Origin of the sequence: Corallococcus sp. AB018 (genome assembly GCF_003986945.1) — a bacterium.
Taxonomy (GTDB): domain Bacteria; phylum Myxococcota; class Myxococcia; order Myxococcales; family Myxococcaceae; genus Corallococcus; species Corallococcus exiguus.
In genome coordinates this window covers 1-907 of record NZ_RAWR01000461.1, presented here as the reverse complement: position 1 = coordinate 907, position 907 = coordinate 1, and the positions used below count along the sequence as shown (strand labels likewise).

Below are 907 nucleotides of genomic sequence, written 5' to 3'. Positions count from 1 at the left end.
GGTGGGGGCTGGCGCGGACGCGGGGACACCCACGCTGGACCTCTCGTTGCGGCTGGAGGTGCGCAGGCAGCACGGAGGCTTCCGACAGGGCTTCTTCGGGCCGGACTACGAACTGGCCCGCTTTCGAACGGCGAGCCCGGACGGAGCCCCGCTGGCGACGGCTTCCTTCCCGGATGGCTACTCCCTCCAGGGCGAGGTGCGGGCGGGCTGGGATGCCGTGAGCTACGGCGGGCTGCAACGGCACCTGCGATTGTCGCTGAGCGCGGAGGCCTTCTCCTGGGGCCGTTTGGACGTGGACGGCAGGGTGGCGATGCAACTGCTGGGACGCGACCTGGAAGTGGCGCTGAAGGGCTTGGGGATGGGCCTGGGTCAGCCCGGAGCACGCTACCTGGGAGCCGCGGAAGCACGTTGGCGGATCCTCTCGGGGAAGCTCTACGTGATGGGCACTGGAGGCACGCTGTTGTTCCCGGACGGGGACGGAGCGCTCCGGCCTGGAGCCGTCGCTTCAGTGGGCCTGGGGGTGGACAATGCGCGCTGAAGCGCTGTGGATGTGCCTGGCCGTTCTCGTCACCGGTTGCACGCCGCTGCGGCCCGTGTCCGGCAGGAGCCTGAGCTACACGCCGCGCACGGTCGCGGTTGAAGCATCCCCTGAAGCATCCTCGCACGCAGCCATCGTCGAGCCCGCGGAGGAGATGCCTCGGCTGCACCGTCGCAAGGCCATCCGCCAAGAGGGAACGGGCGCGAGTCCAGGCCGTGTGGCCGTGGCCGCGAGTCCGGCACTCTGGGCCTGCTCCGGTTCGGTGGACAGGTTGACTACGCTGCCAGCCTCTTGGTTGCGGCCCTCCGCTCGTATTCCACTGGGCTGACGTAGCCCAGGGCGGAGTGGCGCCGCTTCCGGTTGTAGAAC

The 907-nt window shown here is 69.7% G+C and carries 1 protein-coding gene and 1 pseudogene; one reads left to right on the top strand and one right to left on the bottom strand.

Annotated elements, in window-relative coordinates:
* Positions 1-538: pseudogene (locus D7Y11_RS42705) on the top strand (hypothetical protein); the annotation flags it as partial.
* A 275-nt stretch (positions 539-813) separates the two neighbouring features.
* On the opposite strand, the gene D7Y11_RS45430 reads toward D7Y11_RS42705, so the two are convergent.
* Positions 814-907, bottom strand: a 94-nt coding sequence (locus tag D7Y11_RS45430; protein WP_367303545.1) for an IS3 family transposase, incomplete at its 5' end; no start/stop codon positions are given.